The organism is Pseudomonas sp. LAIL14HWK12:I7 (assembly GCF_000483465.1).
In the GTDB taxonomy this organism is placed as follows: domain Bacteria; phylum Pseudomonadota; class Gammaproteobacteria; order Pseudomonadales; family Pseudomonadaceae; genus Aquipseudomonas; species Aquipseudomonas kermanshahensis.
In genome coordinates, this window is the sequence record NZ_KI519608.1 from 61,594 (window position 1) to 79,085 (window position 17,492).

Annotated in this window: 14 protein-coding genes; 6 read left to right on the forward strand and 8 right to left on the reverse strand. The window is 61.6% G+C overall.

Annotation, left to right across the window (positions count from 1 at the left end):
• Window positions 1-2 precede the first annotated feature (2 nt).
• Together D886_RS0126540 and D886_RS0126545 are read right to left on the reverse strand one after the other, a co-directional pair.
• Window positions 3-1,091, reverse strand: a complete 1,089-nt coding sequence (locus D886_RS0126540; RefSeq protein WP_027596783.1) for a polyamine ABC transporter substrate-binding protein — start codon at window positions 1,089-1,091, stop codon at window positions 3-5.
• Window positions 1,092-1,219: 128 nt separating this feature from the next.
• The gene (locus D886_RS0126545; protein WP_027596784.1) at window positions 1,220-2,578 is read right to left on the reverse strand and encodes a glutamine synthetase family protein; all 1,359 of its coding nucleotides are present in this window, start codon (window positions 2,576-2,578) and stop codon (window positions 1,220-1,222) included.
• A 152-nt stretch (window positions 2,579-2,730) separates the two neighbouring features.
• Here D886_RS0126545 and D886_RS0126550 point away from each other — a divergent pair, with 152 nt between their 5' ends.
• The gene (locus tag D886_RS0126550) at window positions 2,731-3,630 is read left to right on the forward strand and encodes a helix-turn-helix domain-containing protein (RefSeq protein WP_027596785.1); all 900 of its coding nucleotides are present in this window, start codon (window positions 2,731-2,733) and stop codon (window positions 3,628-3,630) included.
• Between the two features lie 81 nt (window positions 3,631-3,711).
• Window positions 3,712-5,625, forward strand: a complete 1,914-nt coding sequence (locus D886_RS0126555; RefSeq protein ID WP_027596786.1) for an AAA family ATPase — start codon at window positions 3,712-3,714, stop codon at window positions 5,623-5,625.
• A gap of 36 nt (window positions 5,626-5,661) precedes the next feature.
• Here the strand turns inward: D886_RS0126555 and D886_RS0126560 are convergent, their stop codons facing one another.
• A complete protein-coding gene (locus tag D886_RS0126560) occupies window positions 5,662-7,047 on the reverse strand; it encodes an aldehyde dehydrogenase family protein (protein ID WP_027596787.1) in 1,386 nt (461 codons plus the stop codon).
• Between the two features lie 106 nt (window positions 7,048-7,153).
• Between D886_RS0126560 and D886_RS0126565 the strand changes: the two genes are divergently transcribed.
• Window positions 7,154-8,044, forward strand: coding sequence for a LysR family transcriptional regulator (locus D886_RS0126565; protein WP_027596788.1), 891 nt, complete (start codon window positions 7,154-7,156; stop codon window positions 8,042-8,044).
• A gap of 118 nt (window positions 8,045-8,162) precedes the next feature.
• Here the strand turns inward: D886_RS0126565 and tssG are convergent, their stop codons facing one another.
• On the reverse strand, window positions 8,163-9,119 hold the full coding sequence (gene tssG / locus D886_RS27370; protein ID WP_081717575.1) for a type VI secretion system baseplate subunit TssG: 957 nt from the start codon (window positions 9,117-9,119) through the stop codon (window positions 8,163-8,165).
• 430 nt (window positions 9,120-9,549) lie between these two features.
• Here tssG and D886_RS0126575 point away from each other — a divergent pair, with 430 nt between their 5' ends.
• From D886_RS0126575 to D886_RS0126585, 3 genes are all read left to right on the forward strand, one after another.
• Entirely contained in the window at window positions 9,550-9,993 is a 444-nt protein-coding gene (locus D886_RS0126575; RefSeq protein WP_027596789.1) for a hypothetical protein, read from the forward strand.
• Between the two features lie 57 nt (window positions 9,994-10,050).
• Window positions 10,051-10,797, forward strand: coding sequence for a phytanoyl-CoA dioxygenase family protein (locus D886_RS0126580; protein WP_027596790.1), 747 nt, complete (start codon window positions 10,051-10,053; stop codon window positions 10,795-10,797).
• A 201-nt stretch (window positions 10,798-10,998) separates the two neighbouring features.
• Window positions 10,999-11,520 (forward strand): acyloxyacyl hydrolase, encoded by a 522-nt coding sequence (locus D886_RS0126585; RefSeq protein WP_027596791.1) that lies wholly within the window; start codon window positions 10,999-11,001, stop codon window positions 11,518-11,520.
• Window positions 11,521-11,634: 114 nt separating this feature from the next.
• On the opposite strand, the gene D886_RS0126590 is transcribed toward D886_RS0126585, so the two are convergent.
• The 4 genes from D886_RS0126590 to D886_RS0126605 all read right to left on the reverse strand — a co-directional run bounded on the left by D886_RS0126590 (window position 11,635) and on the right by D886_RS0126605 (window position 17,239).
• The gene (locus D886_RS0126590; RefSeq protein ID WP_027596792.1) at window positions 11,635-13,770 is read right to left on the reverse strand and encodes a TonB-dependent siderophore receptor; all 2,136 of its coding nucleotides are present in this window, start codon (window positions 13,768-13,770) and stop codon (window positions 11,635-11,637) included.
• 256 nt (window positions 13,771-14,026) lie between these two features.
• The gene (locus D886_RS0126595; RefSeq protein WP_027596793.1) at window positions 14,027-14,917 is read right to left on the reverse strand and encodes a universal stress protein; all 891 of its coding nucleotides are present in this window, start codon (window positions 14,915-14,917) and stop codon (window positions 14,027-14,029) included.
• Between the two features lie 55 nt (window positions 14,918-14,972).
• Window positions 14,973-16,439: an efflux transporter outer membrane subunit gene (locus tag D886_RS0126600; protein ID WP_027596794.1), complete on the reverse strand. Its 1,467-nt coding sequence runs from the start codon at window positions 16,437-16,439 to the stop codon at window positions 14,973-14,975.
• A 17-nt stretch (window positions 16,440-16,456) separates the two neighbouring features.
• On the reverse strand, window positions 16,457-17,239 hold the full coding sequence (locus D886_RS0126605) for a helix-turn-helix transcriptional regulator (RefSeq protein ID WP_027596795.1): 783 nt from the start codon (window positions 17,237-17,239) through the stop codon (window positions 16,457-16,459).
• Window positions 17,240-17,492 lie beyond the last annotated feature (253 nt).

The following is a 17,492-nucleotide window of genomic DNA, read 5'->3' on the forward strand; positions in this document are numbered from 1 at the left end:
GCTCAACGGTTGGACTTGATCTTGCTCCAGGAGCGGGTCATCACGCGCATGATCTTGGGGCTTGGCGTGCTGGAGATGTACAGCTTGTCCAGCACTTGCTGGGGGGGATAGACCTCGGGGTTGTTCACCAGGGACGCATCCATGTAGGCCTGGGCGTCGGGGTTGGCGTTGGCATAGCCGACCGTGGCACTGACTTTGGCGATAACTTGAGGTTCGAGCAGGTAGTTGATGAACGCCAGTGCCTGGTCCGGGTTGCTGGCGTCCTTGGGGATGGCCAGCAGGTCGAACCACAGGTTGCTGCCTTCCTTGGGAATGCTGTAGGCAACCTTGACGCCGTTCTTGGCTTCCACTGCGCGGTTGGCAGCCTGGAACACGTCGCCGGAGTAGCCGAAGGCCACGCAGACATCGCCGTTGGCCAGGTCCGAGACATATTTGGAAGAATGGAAGTAGGTGATGTAGGGCCGCAGTTCGAGCAGGCGGGCTTCAGCCTTGGCATAGTCTTCGGGCTTTTCGCTGCGTGGGTCCATGCCCAGGTAGTTGAGAATGGCCGGGAACAGCTCGTCGGGCGAATCCATGAAGGCCACGCCACACTGCTTGAGTTTTTTCAGGTTCTCGGGCTCGAACAGCACCGCCCAGGAGTCGATGTGGTCCACGCCCAGCGCGGCCTTGACCTTGTCGACGTTGTAGCCGATGCCATTGGTGCCCCACAGGTAGGGCACCGCGTACTGGTTGCCGGGGTCGTTCTGCTCAAGCTGTTTGAGCAGTTTAGGGTCCAGGTGCTTCCAGTTGGGTAGCTTGCTGCGGTCCAGCGGCAAAAACGCTCCGGCCTGGGCCTGGCGGGCGAGGAAGTGGTTCGAGGGCACGACCACATCGTAGCCAGTGCGGCCGGCCAGCAGCTTGCCCTCCAGGGTTTCGTTGGAATCGAACACGTCATAGACCACCTTGATCCCACTGCTGGCCTGGAAGTCGGCCAGTGTCGTGTCACCGATGTAGTCGGTCCAGTTGTACACGCTGACGGTCGGAGCGGCCTGGGCAGCTGCGCCGAACAGTAAGGTGAATGCAGCGGGAACCAGGGATTGCAGATGACGCATGTCGACACCTCGTTGGTCTTGTTCTTGGGTTCGGTGTATCGGGGGCTGCGTTGCAGCCCTTTCGCGACGCAAGGCCGCCCCACAGGAAAGCGTGGCCTTGCGTCATCGCACGGGCAGTGCCCTTGGGTTTAAACGCTGAGCATCAGGAATTCACGTTCCCAGGAACTGATCACCCGTTTGTAGTTCTCGTGCTCGGCACGCTTGACCGCTACATAGCCTTGGACGAACTGCTTGCCCAAGTACTGCTGCACGGTTTCGCAGTCTTCCATGTGCTGCAGGGCATCCTCGATGGTGATGGGCAGGCGCAGGTTGCGTCGCTCATAAGCCCGGCCCTGCACCGGCGCACTCGGGTTGATCTTCTCGACCATGCCCAGGTAGCCACACAGCAGGCTGGCAGCAATGGCCAGGTAAGGGTTGGCATCGGCGCCCGGCAGGCGGTTTTCCACGCGCATTGCATCGGGGCTGGAGGTTGGCACACGCAGGCCGGCGGTGCGGTTTTCTTCACCCCACTCGACGTTGACCGGTGCTGACGTATCCGGCAAGAAGCGGCGGAACGAGTTGACGTTAGGTGCGAACATCGGCAGCAGCTTAGGGATGTACTTCTGCAGCCCGCCGATGTGGTGCAGGAACAGCTCGCTCATGCTGCCGTCTTCATTGGCGAACACCGGCTTGCCGGTCGCGATGTCGACCACGCTCTGGTGTAGGTGCATGGCACTGCCAGGTTCGTCAGTGATCGGCTTGGCCATGAAGGTGGCCGCCACGTTGTGCTTGAGCGCGGCTTCGCGCATGGTGCGCTTGAACACGGTGATCTGGTCGGCCAGGTCCAGGGCGTCGCCGTGGCGGAAGTTGATCTCCATCTGCGCCGGGCCGTCTTCATGGATCAGGGTGTCCAGGTCAAGGCCCTGCAGTTCGCACCAGTCATAGACGTCTTCGAACAGCGGGTCGAATTCGTTGGCGGCATCGATCGAGAACGACTGGCGACCGCTTTCTGCGCGGCCCGAGCGCCCCAGGGGTACCTGCAGCGGCAGGTCTGGGTCTTCGCAACGCTTGGTCAGGTAGAACTCCATCTCCGGTGCAACGATCGGCTGCCAGCCTTTGTCGGCGTACAGCTTCAGCACCTTCTTCAACACGTTGCGCGGCGACAGCTCGATCGGGTTGCCTTGCTTGTCGAAGGTGTCGTGAATCACGATCGCGGTCGGCTCGATTGCCCAGGGGATCTGGTACACCGCAGTCGGGTCAGGGCGGCAGACCATGTCGATGTCGGCGGCATCGAGCAGGCTGTAGTAGATGTCATCGTCAACGTAGTCGCCGGTGACCGTCTGCAACAGCACGCTCTCGGGCAGACGCATGCCACGTTCGTGCAGGAATTTGGCGGTCGGTGCGATCTTGCCGCGGGCAATGCCGGTCAGGTCGCTGATCACGCATTCGACTTCGGTGATCCGGTGTTCTTTCAGCCACGTGGACAGCTGATCGAAGGGGGCGTTCATACAGACCTCTTGGTTGGGTTTTTGTGTGCGCGGCGGGAGCGGGTGGCTTCCCAGGTGACGCGCTGGAGACTATCTTGGTCGCAGCCCCCTGGGGCGATCTATCCACTTTCTACGCTAATTAATGCACCAAAAGAGTGCATACAGGACAATGCGTGACAACGCTCAACGCCTTGCAGGTTCAGGCTTTCCACACCACCGACGTCACCGAGCAGGTGCGTGCCACCCCTGGCTGGCAACAGCAATACCGGCAAATGTCGCCCGGGCATTTCAGCGGCGAACTGCGTTGCCTGGGGCTCGATGGCGTGGAGGTTTATGAAGAGCGGCTCAATACCCGTGTCGAGCAGTTCTTTCGCCCCCCCAGTGGATCGCTGGCGTTCTGTTTCGACCGCAGCGAAAACAGCCTGTACCTGCTCAACGAGCAGAGCCGCAATATCTGGATCACCCCGGAGAACTACGAAGAAGTGGCCGTGGTGTTCGACCAGGCGTTTCTGGCCCGTCATGGCCTGGATACGCAGCGCCTGGAAGGCTTGTTCATGGTGCCATTGGGCAGCGGCCAGAACGCCTTGTTCGGCAGTTGGCTGAGCGCCACCCTGACCCGTCTGGGCAACGCCGATTGCCCGCTGCAGGGGCAGGCGCTGGCGGAGCAGTTGCTGGAAGACTGCCTGTTCATCCTCGACAGTGCCTGCCAGCGGCTGGACAGCGGTGCGCTGGGCAGGCGCAGTGAAGAGCGCTCGATCATGCGGCGGGTCAGTGAATGGGCGGCGGATTGCCCCGAAGAAACCCTCAACCTGGTGGCACTGGCTGACGTGGCCGGCGTTTCGCTGCGCCAGTTGCAGCAGGCGTTCAAGGCCTTTACCGGTATGCCGCCGGGGACCTGGCTGCGGTTACGCCGGCTAAACGGTGCGCGACGGGACTTGTTGCGCGGTGGCGAGGTAACGGTAGCGGAAGTCGCCATGCGCTGGTCGTTCTGGCACCTGGGGCGGTTTTCCGAGAGTTACCGGCAGCTGTTCAAGGAGTTGCCAAGCGAGACCCTGAAGCGGGGCAGGGGCTGAGGGCCGGCAGCCAGCACATTGAACCCAGCACCCCCCACGGAAAGTTGCTATCGTGCCGACCTGTTTCCACCCGAGGTCCCGATGTTCTACCTGCCATTGCCCAGCGACCAAGCCGACCGCCTTGCCAGCGAACCCACCGCCAGCGACTTTTTCCCGACTGCCAGTTTGCTGGAGGCCGCAGCGGTGCTGTTCGTGCAAAACCTGCCACGCCAGCCCGCCACTGCAACGGCCGACGCGCAGGAGCGGCGTTTTGCCGAAATCGTGCGCATCGCCATCGAGGTCGAAACGGCCGCGCCTGGGCGCTTTCAAGGCCAGGTGGCGCAGCACTTCGACCGCGAGGCATTCGCCATGGGCCTTGGCATGCTGGGTGAGAATGGCATCGGTTTGCTGTCCGTCGAGGTCAAATACGACGTCGAGGACCTGCACGATGACCAAGGCCAGTGGAGTTTCCAATTTGCCGATACCTACCGCCAACAGGTCACGCCGCTGCACCCGGTATACTTGCCGTCGCTGGCCAGCGACCTGCTGCTGAGCGATCAACAAAACCGCCTGCTGCGCGAGTTTCTGTCAGGTGTTGACGAGTCGGTGGCGGTGCAAGGCTTTGCCGGCACAGGCAAGACGTTCCTGATCCACCAGTTCGCCCGTTTGCTCGACCCCCAGCGCACGCTGCTGCTGGCCTTGACCGAGGGCCAGCTGCGCGCGTTGCAGGCACGCGTCAAGGACGCCCAAGCCTACACCGCACTGACCTTCGGCCAACTGGCAGACGAGCTTCTCAACCGAGACCTCACCAGCAACGGTTGGCGCTTGCGTGATCCGTACCGCACCAAATTGTCCTGGCGCCCGCAGGAGGCGCAGGTGGTGAAGTGGCTGAATATCCCCGATATCGGCCCGCTCGCGGCCCGCGACGTGGTTGCCTTGTGCATCAAGGCCGTGCGCAGTTTCTGCCGCAGCGGCGATGCAGAGGTCCAGCTGCACCATTTGCCCTGGGCCGGGCCGGGCACCTCGCCACTGGACCAGGAAGTGCTGCTGGAAAAGGCCCGGCTGTACTGGCAGGAGCTGATTCGCCCCTCGGCGCGGGAGATTCAACTGCCGGTGCGTGATTACCACCGGGTCAAACTGCTGTCGCTGACCGCTGACATGATCGACAGTCGGTACACCCACGTCATCGTCGACGAGGCCCACGAGCTGTCGGCACCGATGCTCGCCGTGCTGGACCGCAGCCCGCAGTCGATCATCACCCTGGGCGACGAGCTGCAGAACCTCAATGGCCTGAGCCCGCACCACGGTGGCTTCATCCGCCAGCGTTACATCGACCATTCGCTGCGCGCCGGGCCTGCCATGGATAACGTCCTCAACCCGCTGATCCAGGCGCATCCGGCCAAGATCCAGGCGGCATTCAGCGGCAGTGCCGAGCACTACACCCGGGTCAGTTTCTTCGACACGGTCACGGTGCCAGAGCAGCCCACGGCACTGATTGTCGATGACGAGTGGGGCCTGTTTGGCTGGTTCCAGCGCCTTACGCACCAAGGGGTGCCGTTCGTGTTGTTGAAGAGTGCGCGCAAGGATTTCGAGCTGTTCGTCGAAGATTGCATCGAGCTGTACCGCTACGGCACCCGGCCGCGTCACCCCATGCTGTTCCGCTACGCCAGCTGGCAGGCGCTGGAGCAGGACAAGGGCGACGACAAAGCCTTCGTGGCGGTCGCCAACATGCTGCGCAAGGGCTATACGCCAGAGCATTTCGCCAAGGCCAAGAGCCGTTATCGCTGGGACAAGGCGCCCAAGCTGTTCCTGGGGCGGGTGCGGGACGTGAAGAACATGGAATTCGCCCGGGTGATGGTGTCACCGGAGCTGATGGTCGCGCCCGTGGCGGCGGGCAATCGCAACGAACGGGCGCGGATGCTGGCGGGCCTGTATACCGCCTGTTCGCGGGCACGGCATGAACTGATCGTGCCGGGGGGGATGCTGGACTGGGTGAAGGACCAGGTCAGGGACTGAGGACATCGGGGCCGCCAGGCGGCCCCGATTGTCCCGTCAGTTACGGTCCAGCCACACCGTTTGCGCGTTGGTGAATTCCCGCACACCAAAGTGCGACAATTCGCGGCCAAAACCACTCTTCTTCACACCGCCAAAGGCGACGCGGGGGTCGGATGCGCAGTAGCCGTTGATGAACACGCCACCGGTATCCAGTGCTGCGGTCATGCGTTCAGCCAGCGCATAGTCGGCGGTGTAAATGGTCGACGCCAGGCCGAATTCGCTGTCGTTGGCCAATGCCACGGCATGGTCGGCATCCCGCGCAGTGATGATCGCCGCCACTGGCCCGAACAGTTCCTGCTTGAACGCGGTCATTTCCGGGGTGACGTTGGCAAACACGGTCGGTGCGTAGAAGTTGCCCACGCCTTCGATCTTGTTGCCGCCCAGCAGCAAAGTAGCGCCTTCGGCGAGTGTCGCCTGAACCTGCCCATCGAGTTCATCGCGCAGGTCGTAGCGGGCCATCGGGCCGATGTAGGTGTCGTCTTCCAGCGGGTTGCCAACCTTCAGCTGGCGCGTTGCTTCGACAAACTTTTGAGTGAACGCTTCAACGATGCTTTCTTCGATGATCAGGCGTTTGGCCGCCGCGCAAACCTGGCCGGTGTTCTGGTAGCGACCGATGACGGCCGCCTTGACTGCGGCATCCAGGTCGGCATCAGCCAGTACGATGAACGGGTCCGAACCGCCCAGCTCCAGCACGCACTTCTTCAGCGCGGCGCCGGCTTGCGCACCGATCGCCATGCCAGCGCGCACGCTGCCGGTCAGGGTCACGGCGGCAATGCGAGGGTCGTTGATGGCGCGGGTGACACCGTCCGGCGTGACGTTCAGTACTTCAAAGACGCCTTCCGGCAGGCCGGCATCCTTGAACAGTTCGCCCAGCAAGTAGGCGCTGCCCATGACGTTCGGGGCGTGCTTGAGCACGTAGGTATTACCCGCCAGAATCGCCGGCACAGCACCGCGCAGCACTTGCCAGATCGGGAAGTTCCACGGCATCACGGCCAGGATCGGGCCCAGCGGGCGGTACTCGATGCGCGCTTTTTCGACCTGGGTCGGTTCCGCTGCCAGCATGGCAGGGCCGTGCTCGGCGTACCAACGGCACAACCCGACACACTTGCTCACTTCGCCCCGGGCCTGGGTGATTGGCTTGCCGATTTCACGGCTGATCATTTGCGCGAACGCTTCGGCCTTGGTTTCCAGCGTGTTGGCCAGGGCGAGCAACCACTCACTGCGCTGACCCAGCGACACCTGGCGCCATTGGCCATACCCCACCTTGGCGCGTTGCAGCGCCGCTTCCAGTGCGGCGTCGGTATCGAACGGGTAGGCGCCAATCTGCTCGCCGCTGTGCGGGTCGAGGGAGATGGCGTGGGTCAGGCTGCTGATCGCGCTCATGGTGGAAACTCTCGCTGTTGTTGATCCGTGACGCCAGACTAGAGGTGTAGGGATTTAATGAAAACTGAATAATAATGAGCGAAACATTCACGTTTGGAGAATGACTGTGGACCTGGTGCAACTGGAAATCTTCAAGGCAGTGGCCGAGCAAGGCAGCATCAGTGCCGCCGCGCAGCATATCCATCGGGTGCCCTCGAACCTGACCACACGTATCAAACAGCTGGAGGAAGACCTGGGCGTCGAGCTGTTCATCCGCGAGAAAAGCCGCCTGCGCCTGTCGCCAGCGGGCTGGAACTTTCTCGAATACACCCGGCGCATTCTCGACCTGGTGCACGAGGCGCGGCTGACGGTGGCCGGCGAAGACCCGCAGGGCACCTTTGCCCTGGGTTCGCTGGAAAGCACCGCAGCCGTGCGGATCCCGGCCTTGCTGGCGGCCTATAACCAGCGCTACCCCAAAGTCGACCTGGACCTCTCGACCGGGCCGTCGGGGACGATGCTTGAAGGGGTGCTGTCTGGGCGATTGGTCGCGGCGTTCGTGGATGGGCCGGTGTTGCACCCGACGCTGGAAGGCATGCCAGTGTTCGAGGAAGAGATGATGGTCATCTCACCCCTCAACCATGCGCCCGTAACCCGTGCCCAAGACGTCAACGGCGAGAATATCTACGCATTTCGGGCCAACTGCTCGTACCGCCATCACTTCGAGAACTGGTTTGTGCAGGATCAGGCCGTGCCGGGCAAGATCCACGAGATGGAGTCGTATCACGGCATGCTGGCATGCGTAAGTGCCGGTGCCGGGTTGGCCATGATGCCGCGCAGCATGCTCGACAACATGCCGGGGTGCAGCACGGTGAGCGCCTGGCCGATGTCGGAGGATTTCCGGTATTTGAAGACCTGGTTGGTGTGGCGGCGGGGGGCGGTTTCGCGCAGTTTGAGTATGTTTGTGAAGTTGTTGAAAGAGCGGCAGGGGAGTTTAGGTATGGCTGTAGATACCGTATAGATCAGCTTGTGAGAGCAGGGGCGTAGGTACCGGCGCTTGCTACGACCCGAAGGCTCATATACTCATGTTTGTTATTAATTTCGTCGGGAGGGATTTTGTGTGGAATCAATTGGCTCCATTATTTTTCATGGCTGCGGGTGGATATAATGTATTCGACGCATTCGGATATGGCGATCTGATAGGTGCCGATGTGCAGTCTGTCGTTATGCCTTAAACGGATGAGTGTTCCCGAGAGAAGCCCGGTATGGCTCAACTTCCGGAAGTTACCGCCGCTGGGCAAGAATTCGCGAAACTGCGGCTGATTCAGGCCAGCGATCACGATGGTGAACTTGCTGTTGCGTGACTCGGTGCTGTCGCCGACCAAGAAGTTGTTATCGAGTTGGCAATTGCGGGCGCCTAGGCCATTGCGCTGGGGCAAGGGAATCGGCACCGTACGTTTTTCGTATTCACGGATGGCCACCTGCTGGAGGTCGAAGCAGTGCGCGATCATGCCGGCCACCATGCTAGGTGATCGGCTGCGGCTGGCGATCATTCCCACATAACTGAGCAACCGGCTCCACGGTAGCGGTGTGGCGCCTCGCAACGCTGAGTCATCCAGCCCGATGAGGGCAAAAATGTAGCGAGAGAAGCCATCTTTTGCGCCCGGTTGAAAGCGCCGGTAGTAGCGGTACTTGCGCCAGCCCTGATGCAACAGGGTGTGCAGGCGATGGTTGAAGAAGTTGAAGTACGCCGGACGCAGCCCGATGCCATGAGCGTATTCGTAGGCAATGTCGTCGAGATAGTAGGTGGGCAGCGGCGAATCTGTGCCATGCAGCCCCAGGAAGCTGGCCTGAATCCGATAGCGATCGTCCTCCAGGCGGTCAGCGCGCAGTACGTCGGCAACCGGGAACGATAAACTTGGAGAAACCTCCAGCCGCAAGCGGCGCCGAGTCTCCCGGGACAGGGGGCGTTGTTCGAGATCGTCCCCGTGCAGCTGGTGCATCAGTTCCAGTAATTGGAAGTAGGTGTACTGGTGCGCGCTACGTAGAACAATATCGGCTCGTTCACGACGTGTTTCTTTATCGAGGTTGTCCATAGCGTATTGCATATCCCACTGTGTTTGATTATGCCTGTCGTGGCGCTATTTGATCTGTGTTGATGTAAGTCATGTTGTTGGATGATGGTTGTGTTCGATCGGTATATGTTTAAAAGTTTGTAGGAAAATTCGCTATCGCGTTCGTCGAAACTAAACAGCTCGAACACTAGATGCATTCTTCCGGAAATTCACGATGTACTGGGTGATGGTTTCCTGTCGAGTATTTGGGTGTAAGAAAATGTGTGTTCGCTAGTCGTTTGCCGATCCAGCCTTTTTTGAATAAAGAGTGCAATATGCCCATGAAATATAAATGCGCACGTTGAAGCGACGACTTGCTGCCCGTGCCCGGACGACCCTCTGTCAGTAAGAAAACGAGTGTCGTTAGAGGGCGTAATAATAGGTAAACCATCCTCAGAAGGAGGGTTCTACCATGCGTAATCATCACTATGCCCTTGGCGCTGCGCTACTGCTCACCTTGGCCATGCCTTGGACGTTGGCGGCGGCTGCCGACCTCAATGCACCTATCGACATGCAGGCTGTCCAGCTGCAGCCGCAAGAGCAAAACGGCATCCGTTACCTGGAAGGCGGTATCGGCCAGGATGAAGCCAACGCCCTGCGCAAGACCAAAGGGTACGACTTGCATGTCGAACTCTCGGCAGGCCCGGGGAGCGAGTTCCAGAGTGGCGCCACAGTCGACATCCAGAGCGCACAGGGCCAGCCCGTGCTGAGCGTTACCGACGTAGGCCCACTGCTGTATGTGCAGTTGCCACCGGGCCATTACAAAGTTACCGGCAACGCCCAAGGTGAGACGGTACAACAACAGGTGGCCGTCGACGGCAAAGCGCCTGCCACGGTGAACCTGCACTGGCGTTGAATGGCACAGTCCGGGCAGGAGTACATCTGCACTCCTGCCGAAAAGGAGCGCACCGCCATGAGCCTGGACCTTCAGCTGGAGATGTTGGACGAGCGGGGTTTTGTGTTGATCCCCGGTGTGCTCGAACCCCTGCGTATCGCTTTGCTGCGCTGCGCCATCGATGACTTGCAGCCCATTCACTGGGATTACCAAGGGCTGCTCGAACACCACAAGTGCGTGTTCAACCGCAACCCCCTGTGGTTGCCCTTTCTTGATCTGCCACCGCTTATCAACCTGGCCGAGGCCGCGCTGGGCGAGGACTGCCACGTGATCGGCCAGACCGCCTGGCGTAGCCACCCCGGTTACCCCGGCATGGCGCTGCACCTTGATCACCTGCCCATGCAACTGCCCGCGTGGATCAGCGAGCGAGGTGCCTTTACCCAGCCCATGCAGATCCTCACTGCGCAGCTGTACCTCAGCGATATCGATCACAGCATCGGGCCGACCTGGATCGTGCCTGGTAGCCATCGGGCAGCACGCCCACCCGAGGCCGGCGAGTCCGAGTGGCAAGGGCGTGAAGCGCATCCGGTGTTGTGCAAGGCGGGGGATGCATTGGTGTTTCGCAGTGATGTCTGGCACAGCGGCGGCGCCAATTGCACGCAGTCGCGTGAGCGCGACATGCTGCAGGTGCATTACGGTCGACGCATGGTGGCGCAGAAGTTTTCGCCGTATTTGCACTGGCAATTCAACCCCCAGGTGCTGGAGGAGGCGACGCCGAGGCAGCGGCGGCTGTTGGGTGAGCATGAAGAGGCGGCCTACGACTGAACGGCGACAGGGCCCGTGATAAGGCCGTCGCCCTGGTATTAGCCAATGGTGGCAAACAGCTTTCAACTTTCTGATTATCTGGACAATAATCAGAGAAGTATTACTTGGTGTGACCGGTTTGGATGCGCCGGCCACCGCATAAGCTCGAGGGGCTCAAGCCCCCACTTTGCCCGTGTTGTAGACCATCAGGAGATGTCATTGATGAAAACCCGTCTCGCTGCTTCGCTGGCCGCTGCAGTGCTGGCCTTCGCGGGGGCCAACCTGGCCCAGGCCGCGCAGGTATCGGCTGCAGTTGGCGCCACCAGCCAAGGCGACATGACCTACCGTATCGGCCTGTCGTTCGACTGGGACAAGAAATGGCTGGAAAGCAGTACCGGTTATGTGACCGGTTACTGGGATGCGGCCTATACCTATTGGGAAGGCGGCGACGCCAGCGGCGCGCACTCGCTGTCGTTCAGCCCGGTATTCACCTACGAGTTCAGCGGTTTCACCTACACCCCCTACATCGAGGCCGGTATTGGCCTGGCGGCGTTTTCCAAGACAGAAGTGGGCGACCAGCGCCTGGGTTCGGCGGTCAACTTCGAAGACCGCATCGGTTTTGGCCTGAAGCTGCCGGGTGCGCAGAAGGTCGGCATCCGCGCGATGCATTACTCCAACGCGGGTATCAAACAGCCTAACGACGGGATCGAGTCGTACGCGCTGTTCTACAGCAAGGCGTTCTGAGTTTGATGCGCTTTTTGTAGGAGCAGCCTTGCGCTGCGAAGAGGCCGGTACTGGCACTGCATATATGTTGCCGGTACCGGCCTCTTCGCAGCACAAGGCTGCTCCTACAGTCAGCTAGAAGGTGTACGAAACCCCGGCCTGCACCGTTCGCGGTGCGCCCGGGTACACGTAGTTGTTGAACGCCCCTTCGTCATAACCCTTGTTGAAGACGTTCTTCACATCCAGGTTCAGCCTCACGTGTTCATTGACCTTGTAGAAGCTGAGCAGGTCAACCACGCTGTAGCGCTCCATGGTGTAGGTCGTCACGGCTGTCTGGCCGGCGCGATCATCCACGTATTTCAGGCCAACACCCAATCCAAGGCCTTTGACCGCGCCGTCCTGGAATTCGTAAGTGTTCAGCAGGCTGAAACTGTTGCGCGGGATGTTGGCCAGGTGGGTGCCGGTAGGCAAGCTGGTGTCCTTGGTCACTTCGGCATCGACATAGGCGTAGCCACCGATCACGCGCCACTCAGGGGTGATGTTGCCCGCAATGTTGATGTCCAGCCCGCGGCTGCGTACCTCACCTGCTGCGATGCTGTAGACCCCGGTGGGGTCGTTGGGGTCGCGTGCCAGCACGTTTTCCTTGACGATGTGGTACACCGCCGCATCGATGCTCAGTTGGCGATCGAGCGCTTCCCACTTCACGCCCAGCTCGTAGGATTTACCCTTCTCCGGGTCGAAGCTGCCGCCCCCCGCAGGGGCGCCACTGTTGGGCTTGAATGACCGCGCCGTGTTGGCATAGACCGCCACCGTGTCGGTCAGGTCGTAGATCAGGCCAACGCGCGGGGTGACGCCGTTCTCGCCCTTGCTGAAGTCACGGGTGTCGACCAGCTTGTCGTCATAGTCGTGCTCGAAGCGCTCGAAGCGGATGCCGGCCAACGCTTTGAGGCGCTCGGTCAACGCCACCTGGTCCTGAATGAAGAAGGCCCAGGTCTGCAGGTTTTCCTTGTCCCAGGTGGTGGTGCGTGTCAATGCGGGCCTTGGCTGGCCGAGCACCGGGTCGTAGATATCGATGGGGTAGGTGCCGACGGCTGCCGAGGAACGCTGGATGATCGAGTTGTAATCGTAGTTTTCGTACTCGATGCCGGTCAGCAGGGTGTGGCTAAAACCACCGGTGTCGAAATGCCCGGTAAGGTTCAACTGCCAGTCACGGTCAGTCCATTCCAGCTTGCGGTAGTTGAAGTTGCGCTGCAGGGTACGCCCGTCAGCGGGTGCGCCGTTGGCTTCCACCGCGTTGCCCTTGAGCGAGCCATCGAGGAACTGGAACCCGCCCCCCAACGTCCAGTTGTCATTGAGCAGGTGCTCGAAGCGCACCTGGGCCATGTTGTTGTCGTTGTGCAACAAGTTGTCGCTGCCTTTCTCCCAGATGTAGGTGTCGCGAGAGGCACTGCCGGTCTGGGTGGCATAGCGGGTCAGGCCGCGGTCCAGTGGGTGGTTGTTGCGCATGAAGTCGCCTTCGAAGACGATTCTGGTGCTGTCGTTGACCTGCCAGCTGACCACGGGCGCCACGTCGTAGCGCTCGCTCTCGACATCATCGCGAAAGCTCTCGCCACCTTCGCCAAGCACGTTCAACCGGTAAGCGAGCGAACCGTCCTCATTCAGCGGGCCGGTGGCATCGAGGGTGGCGCGGTGCATGCCTTGGTCGTCGATCTGGCTGCCCAGGGTGACCTTGCGTTCAGCCAGGGGTTGCTTGCTGACCACGTTGAAGGTGCCACCAGGGTCGCCACGGCCATACAGGCTGGTGGCTGGGCCGCGGATCACTTCAAGGCGCTCGACGGTGTTGGCGTCGGGGGCGTTGGGGTAGCCGCGGTTGATCGGGAAGCCATTGCGGTAGAACTCGCCCGTGGTAAAGCCACGCACCGTGAACGTGGTCAGGCCCTGGCCGCCAAAGTTGTTGGCGCGGCCAACGCCGCCGGCGTAGTCCAGGCCATCTTGCAGCCGTGTGGCGCCGGTGTCTTCGAGCACGTCCTTGGGGACCACGCTGACCGATTGCGGGGTTTCGTGCAGGGCGGTGTCGGTGCGCGTGGCGCTTGCCGAACGGCCGGCCTTGTAGCCGACGACCGGGCCATCGGCGCGCTCACTGTCGGCAGTACCGGTGATACTCAAGGCCTGGAGTTCGATCTGGGCGGGGTCGCTGGGCGATTCGGGCTCAGCCCAGGCCAACGGGGAGACAGCATGAAGCACACAAAGCGAAACGAACGTGCGACGCATCGACGGTACGATCCTGGAGTAGGGCGCAAGGGATAGGGATAGAAAGCGTCGCGAAACTACTACGAATCATTATCAAATGCATTCTTTTTAAATGGAGCGCGCGTACCAAACTCCAAGCTCAGTCTCCGCCCATACGCGATCCCGGTAGGAGCAGCCTTGTGCTGCGAAGAGGCCGTAAACCCCAATACCTATCTGTTGCTGGAACAGGCCTCTTCGCAGCACAAGGCTGCTCCTACCGGGACAGGCAGTTTGCCGATTAATGCATCGCCTTGATCGCCAGCACATTGCACAGCGGATGCTCCAGCACATGCGCCGTGGTACCGCCCAAAAAGGTCTGCATGGCGTCGTGGCGATGGCTGCCCATGACGATCACATCGACCCGGCTATGGCTGACGAACTGGGCAATCGCACGAATCGCTGGCCCCTCGACGAAATGCCTGCGCTCCAAGGGCACCTGGTGATGGTCGCCCAGGCGGTTGAATGCTGAACGCTGTGCGGTACGCACACTGCCATCGAAGCCAGGCATGGTGACGGTGCCGGCACCGAAGTCGGCGATGTGGGTTTTGGCCGCGTCGCACACATGCAACAGGTGCAGTTCGGCATTGCACTGCAGCGCCAACGCATGGGCGCTGTGAATGACCTGCTCGTCGAGGTGTTCACCGGCGCCATGGCTGTTCAGGTCCACTGCGGCGGCAATCTGCTTGGGCAGAGGCAGGCGGATATCACTGACCAGGTGCACGGCGACCGGGCTGTCCTTGAGCAACTGCCAGTCCAGGGGTGTCACCAGCAAGCGTTTGAGCACCGGTTCGTGCTGCACGTCCTTGATCAGCAGGTCGCAGCCCAAGCGTTCGATGCGCTCGAGCACGCTGGCCAACGGGTCGCGGGTCAGCAGCAGTTCGGTCGACACATCCAGGCCGGCGTCGGCCATCTGCTCGGCTTCATCGGCCAGCCACTGGCGATTGTCGCTGAGCAGCCGTTCACGCTCCCGGCCATCGCTCATCAAACCGAAAGTGTCGACATCGTCGACGAATACGTTGATATCGAGTAGCGCACCGCTTGACTCTGCCAATGCCGCTGCGCGTTGTAGAGCCGGCGTGTGGCGCATCTGCGGGCCGAGCATGACGAACAAACGCTTGAACTGGCTCATCTCACACCTCCGCGTGTGGAAGCCCCCCGGTTCATGCCTGGTGATCTGGCCCTGTTCAGTCTAGACCCACGTAGGCACCCTTGGGCGCCGCTTCGCTTGCGCTTGCCGCAGACGGAGCCTGGGTGTCAGCGGCCTCTTTCCACCCGCCACCCAACGCCGCGTACAGATTCACCTCTGCCACCAACTGCGCCAGGCGGTCATTGATCAGCCCCTGCTGGGCACTGAACAACGAGCGCTGCGCGTCGAGAAAGGTCAGGCTGCTGTCCACGCCGATCCGGTAGCGGTGTTCAGCAAGGTTGTAGTAACGCTGGTTGGAGGCCACCAAGTCGCGTTGCGCCTGCAATTGCCGCTGGTAAGTCGCCCGCGCCGCCAAGCCGTCGGCCACTTCCTGAAAGGCGCTTTGGATTGCTTTTTCGTACTGCGCTACCTGAATGTCCTTCTGCAACTGGGCATAGTCCAGGCTGGCACGCAGGCTGCCGGCGGTGAAGATCGGCAGGTTGATCTGTGGCTGGAACAGCCAGGTCCCTGACCCTGCATCGAACAGCCCACTGAGCGCCGGGCTGGTACTGCCGGCATTGGCGGTCAGGCTGATGCTCGGGAAAAACGCCGCACGCGCGGCGCCAATATCGGCGTTGGCCGCACGCAGCTGGTATTCGGCCTGGAGGATGTCGGGGCGGCGTTGCAGCAGGTCTGACGGCAGCCCGGCTTGCAAACCGGCGATCTGTTCGTCGGCCAGCGGCAAGGCGCCGAGGCCGTCGGCCACAGGGGCGCCCACCAGTACCGTCAGTTGGTTGAGGTCTTGGGCGACTTGGCGTTTGTAACGGGCGACGGCCGCCCGGGTACTGTCGACGCTGGTCCGCGCCTGGATCTGGTCCAGGGCCGACACTGTGCCGGCGCGGCGCTGGTTGGCGGTCAGGCGCAGGCTGCGCTCGTCTGCGGCCAGGGTTTCGTTGGCCAGCGTCAGCAGTTCCTGGTCGGCACGCCAGGTCAGGTACACGCTGGCGACACTGGCCACCAGGCTCAATTGGGTGCTGCGCCGGGCCTGGTCGCTGGCCAAGTAAGTCAACAGCGCTTGGTCACTGAGGCTGCGCAGGCGGCCAAACAGATCCAGTTCATAAGCACTCACGCCTAGCGTCGCAGCAGTGGTGGAACTGATCATGCCCTGGTCGGTACCGGTCATGCGCCGTGGCAGGTACTGGCGTTGCCCCTGGCCATTGGCCGAGACCTTTGGCAACAGCTCGGCGCGCTGAATGCGGTATTGGGCGCGGTAGGCTTCGACATTGAGCGCCGCGCTGCGCAGGTCGCGGTTATTGGCCAGGGCGCTGTCGATCAGTTGGCGCAGGGTCGGGTCGTGGAACACCTGGCGCCAGTCCTCGATGGCCGGGTGCTTCTGCACATCGCCGGCGTAGGCCGGCCCTTGCGGGTACTGGGTGGCGACGGGGGTGTCCGGGCGCTGGTAGTCAGGGGCCAACGAACAGCCGCACAACAGCGCCGCGCACAGGATAAGGCTGGGTCGGGGCATCAGAGGGTCTCGCAGAGTCAGGCGCCTGCCATCCATTTGGTCAGCCCATGGCGGCCACTGACCCCCAGCTTGGCGGTGGCGCGCTTGAGGTAGGTTTCGATCGAGCTGTTCTTCACGTTAAGCCGCTGCGCCATTTCTGGCACCGTGCCGCCCGTCAGCAGGCCCAGGCAGACCTCCTGCTCACGCGTCGAAAGCCGCACGGCTTCCTGCACCAGCCGTTCGCCAAAGGAGTGGCGTAACGCGCCCGCCTGCAGATCGCACAGCGGCGACCCGGCCTGCCGCGCGGCCCCTTGGTTGAGCAACTGGCCGTGGTGCTCGACCAGGGGCAGCAAGGTGTCGGACAGGCTTTTCAACTGCGACAACTCACTCAACGAAAAGCCCCGCTGGCTAGGCAGGCGGTGAAAGCAGATGACCCAGCGCCGGGCGCCGCTGCAAGACACCAAGTTGCACTGGTGGGCGCTGTGGCGCGGGTGGTCGGTGTCCGGGGGGGCCTTGAACTCGATCAGCAGCGGGTCCTTCATCTGCATGATGCTCTGCAGCAAAGGATGGCGCAGAGGATCGACGCCGGGCAGTTCAGGTGCAGGGCCGGCGCTGCCGAGTACCCTGATGCGGCTGATGCTGGCGCCACGTGGCTCGAGGGTCCATTCGCTGAGGTCGAGCCTGTGGATCGGCACTTGGGCATCGACCAGGTGCAACATCTGTTCGGCAAAGCCCTCGGCGCCGGTACTGGCGATCAGTTCGCCAAGTTGCAGATACAGCTGGGGGTCGGGGCGGTGTTCGAGGCTGTCGGTCAGCTTCATAGCGTTGTCATCCTTGATCCAAAGCGTTACGGCGGGTGGTGTCGCTGGCGAGTCCTCCGGGTGGCGAGTGGTTTGTGGCGGTATTCAAGCCCGGCCTGGGGGCCGCGTCTGTAATGGAAAACAGGGACAGAAAGTGCCACCGATTACGGATCAGTGGGGCAGGGCACTTACAGGCGAGACGCTGCACATGAACGGATCAGCCAGCCAATTGACGTCAGAAGCGTGGCGATCAAGGCCTGATCCCGACCGATGG